Source organism: Leptolyngbya cf. ectocarpi LEGE 11479 (assembly GCF_015207065.1).
Classification (GTDB): Bacteria; Cyanobacteriota; Cyanobacteriia; order Phormidesmidales; family Phormidesmidaceae; genus Leptothoe; species Leptothoe ectocarpi.
Map to the genome: position 1 here is coordinate 1 of NZ_JADEXP010000460.1, position 4,196 is coordinate 4,196.

3 protein-coding genes are annotated in these 4,196 nt (G+C 50.0%); 1 reads left to right on the forward strand and 2 read right to left on the reverse strand.

Going from position 1 to position 4,196, the window contains the following annotated elements; translation table 11 throughout:
* A partial coding sequence (locus tag IQ260_RS28290; RefSeq protein ID WP_193996410.1) for a toll/interleukin-1 receptor domain-containing protein occupies positions 1–2,490 on the reverse strand: 2,490 nt, incomplete at its 3' end.
* Between the two features lie 246 nt (positions 2,491–2,736).
* Here IQ260_RS28290 and IQ260_RS28295 point away from each other — a divergent pair.
* Complete coding sequence (locus IQ260_RS28295) at positions 2,737–3,354, forward strand: Crp/Fnr family transcriptional regulator (RefSeq protein WP_228016506.1); 618 nt, start codon at positions 2,737–2,739, stop codon at positions 3,352–3,354.
* A gap of 90 nt (positions 3,355–3,444) precedes the next feature.
* On the opposite strand, the gene IQ260_RS28300 is transcribed toward IQ260_RS28295, so the two are convergent.
* On the reverse strand, positions 3,445–4,196 hold a 752-nt coding region (locus tag IQ260_RS28300; RefSeq protein WP_193996412.1), incomplete at its 5' end, for an RNA-guided endonuclease InsQ/TnpB family protein.

Genomic DNA, 4,196 nt, shown 5'->3' on the forward strand with positions numbered 1-4,196 from the left:
CCCATGCCCCTGCAGTGTGGCCACTTCAGCCCCATCGTCAACTTGCCACATACGTCCGATGGCATCTTCTCCTACACTGACAATCTGGCTATCGTCAGGGCTAAATTGGGCATGGTACGCAGCATTGCCAGAACCTAGAAACTGCCTTATTTCCTTACCTTTAGCATTCCACAGTCGCACAGTGCCGTCATCTCCAGCGGTCACCAACTGGTTGCCATCTGAGCTAAAGCTGACATTGTAAATTGGCCCTTCATGCCCCTCTAGGACCACCAGAGGACGCTCAAACGGACCTGCCGTTGGCCAAATCTTAGTCGTGCCATCATCGCTAGCGGTAGCAAACCGTTGGCCATCGGGACTAAAGGCAAGACTACGTATTGCGGACTCATCATCATGGGCCATGAAAAAAACTGGATTCGCCGGTTGCGATCGCCATAGGCCCACCCGACCATTCGCCATTGCCACCGCTAGCTTATTGTTGCTAGCCAAATCCAGGGCGTAGATGGGAGAGTCCAGTCCATCTAGAATATCTAGGTACCCACCCGTCTTGTCCCACAGACTCACTGTGCCTTCTATACCGGCCAGGGCAATCCGCTCACCGTCAGGGCTAATGGCCGTAATGAATACCTCATCTTGGTGAATCTTTAAAGCAATCAGACCCGGATTAGGCCACCGCCAAAGCCTTACGGTATTGTCTTCCGCTGTACTCACTAGGGTGGTGTTATCAGGGCTAAAGGCAACAGAACGAATGCGATCGGTGTGGCCCTCTAAAGTCGCAACATGCACACCATCCCGTCGCCGCCACACATAGACCTTGTCCTGGTGACCGCCCGCTGCAATCCATTGGCCATCAGAACTAAAGGCAATACTCCAAAGTTCGTCAGCTGGACCAGGCGGAGTCAGTGTCAAAGTACGAACAGCATTGTCTTTCTCCAGATTCCAGAGTTTAACCTTGCCATCAAGGGCAACACTGGCCAGCTGTTGGCTCGCAGAAACAGTAGCAGGACTAAACGCCAGGGCCGTAATTTCTTCCGTATGCCCTGCCCAGCTGCTCAAAAGCTGTCCCTGAGCATTCCAAAGACGGATCATGCCGTCCCTACCCGCAGTAGCCAACTGGCCCTGCTGATTAAAGCGGACACTGCGAACAGCCGAGTCATGCTGAGGTAGATCAACACCATCGGCCATGAGAGTTTTGATGGGGTCTCCCGCTAAAGTCCAAAGCTTCACAGTTCCATCTTCGCTAGCCGTGGCAAACGTGTTACTGATTGGGCTGAAATCTAGACTGTAGATATAGTCATCGTGGGCTGCTGCCAGGTGATTTTTTTGCCTCCCCTCTAGGGTCCAAAAGCGAACAGTTCTGTCATCGCTGACAGTGACGACTTGATCACCAGCGGGAGTAAAACCAGCCTCACGGACCCAATCATCATGCCCCTCCAAGGGTTTTGGCTGAGCACCTGCTCGGTCCCACAGAATCGCTGTGCCATCAGCACTGGCAGTGACATAGTGTTGACCATCATCGCTAATAGTGACACTGAGCACATCGTTGGTGTGGTCTTCTAGGCGGTCTTGTTCCAAGATCCAGTAGTTTGTCTTTAGCAGCGTCGGGAGCAGTTTAGACGTTAACTCCTGACGGCCCTTCAGTAGACGCTTTTGTTGCAGCTGATCGCCTGCCTGCAGAGCTAAGGTTAAGGCTTCCCCTGTCTGACGATTTTCCTTAAAAGCCGTATTGGCCTCAGTAATCAGAGCCTGGATTTGAGCATGATGAAGTTGTCGATAGGCGGCTACTGTTAATAGCCCCACCCCCGCTGCGGCCAGTAAGGTGAGTCCTAGTACCGCACGGCCAAATCGAACTTGGCGACGGGCTTGCTCCCCAGTTTTTAGCAAGCGCTGATTTGCGGTTTCCACCTCACGACTCTTGCTAATAAAGGTTTTGTGCTGCTCCGATGTAAGCGGCTCTTTTTGCTGATCTATAGAATCCCTCAGCCACTGTTCCGCTTCTAACAGATCTTGCCCCCGCAGTAGCAAGTCATCTCGTCGCTGGCTGTGCTCCCACTCTACAGCCCGCGTTAGCAGCCGCGTGTGCATACGTACATAGGGTAGATCTAAATTGATCGCCTGAACTAAATTGGAAAATGTCTGGTCAAAATCATCCTGTTGACGAAAGTACAGCCAATTATGGCGACTCAATGCCTCGTGCATAAAGATATCGTCAAATCCCTCTCGATGCACAATGGGAACCATGCGCTTATTGTGACTGGTCGCATGTTCTACTTCCTGACGGCATACTTTCGAGCTGATCGACTCTGGACTGATAACAAAGATAAAGGTGTCAGCGGCCTCAATTCCTCGCTGAATTTCTTCCCACCAATCTGCAGTCAGAGGAATATCTTGCCAATCTACCCAGGCCTCGAATTTGCTATGACTCAGAGCTTGATGTAAAACCCGAACAAAATCAGTATCTTTGCGGGAATATGAGATGAAAACATCAGTCATAAGTTGAAACCTGTGGCTGCATATCCTTGCTCAATTATGACCGGTTTCAAAAGCTTCGCTGCACCGAATACCCACCACAAACCGCTTCAAACGCTTCGCTGATAAAGAATTAAGCCCCGTATGAGTGCTAAAATGGCAAATTTTAAGTCAATGCTCAGTCTAATTGGGGCTGGACTTAGGTAGCTGTTGGGAGGCTCTTAGATTAGGGGCGTAATTTAAACAGTATCGTCGTCTAAGTGCCTTTCAATGGAATCATTGGACAACTATATGCAAGCCCTTAATCGGTTATTTGAGCAGGGGTTGATCGATGCTGTTCCCAGTCTGTTGACCATCAAGTCAGGAGAGATTATCTTTCATGCAGAAGAACCGGCCTCCTCTATTTTTGGTGTACAAACTGGGAAAATTCAGCTGGTGCACTATCTGGAAAATGGCCATATGAGTCACCAATATGCAGTACACAGCGGTGCCTGGTTTGGTGAAGATGGACTGTTTAAGTCAGCCTATCAAAACTCTGCGATCGCAACCCAACCCTCCCAAATCATTGCCATACCCACCCAAACATTTCTCACCCTACTACGGCACGAACCAGAGCTGTCCCTCACCTTTGTGGGCCAGCTAACCGAACAGCTTCACATTGCTAAAACGCTCATGACGCTACGCTGCATCCGCTCCGCCTATGATCGAGTGCTAGCCTATCTCAATACCGTCACCGCAGTTAGCAAACGTACTGTTGTGCTCGATTGTTCTCTCAAAGAGATTGCTGAACAAATTTGTCTCGCACCAGAAGTGGTGTCACGCTCATTACGAAAATTACAGGACAACGGCGTCATTCGACGCAATCAGCGTAAAATCACCTTTCTTTGACTACTCCCCGACCTGAAGGTGCGGGGATTCCCTGGTCAGTGACATAACTTTCAGATCCAGCGTTGCCGCCAGCCCCAAAGAGGTCGTATCTCACAGGGCGTTTTCCTTGTCTAGCAAGGTGCTTCCCGTGTGCCCCACGGTAGCCAGTCCTTTGTTCAGAATGTTGATAGCTGCATTTTCATCTCTATCCAACTTGCACCCACACTTGCAAGCATGAGTCCGAGTTGATAGAGACTTCTTCACTATCGTTCCGCAGCTCGAGCATTCTTGCGATGTATAGGCGGGATTCACCGCTACGGTTACCCTGCCAAATATATCGCCATAGCGCTCTAACCACGTTCTGAACTGATACCATCCCGCATCAGCAATCGACTTAGCCAAGTTGTAGTTCTTGACCATATTTCGGATTCTCAAATCTTCGTACGCTACGAGGTCGTTAGATCTCATCACGGACAACGCTAGTTTTACAGCGTGGTCTTTTCGCTTGCGTGAAGTCGTGAGGTCGAATCGTGCTAGTCGATTAATTGCCTTCTTGCGGTTGGCCGAGCCTTTCTTCTTTCGAGAGACCCGCCGAGCTAGCTTTTTTCGTCTAGCTTCGCGCTTTCGGTAGAATCTAGGATTCTCTTCTTTGTTGCCATTCGAGTCGGTATAGAAGTCAGATAGGCCAACATCTAAGCCAATTGTGTTCCCCGACGGTTCAAGCGTTTCTTTTCTATCTACGGCAACACAAAACTGGCAATAGTAGCCATCGGCACGGCGAATCAGCCTCACTCGCTTAATCAGCCGTTCAGCATAATGAGCAAGGTCGTGGGTGCCCACTAACTTCAAAAGACCAATGCCTT

Bases quoted from the DNA above. Each gene is read 5' to 3' on its own strand.
- IQ260_RS28295 (WP_228016506.1), top strand. From the start codon at position 2,737: ATGGAATCATTGGACAACTATATGCAAGCCCTTAATCGGTTATTTGAG.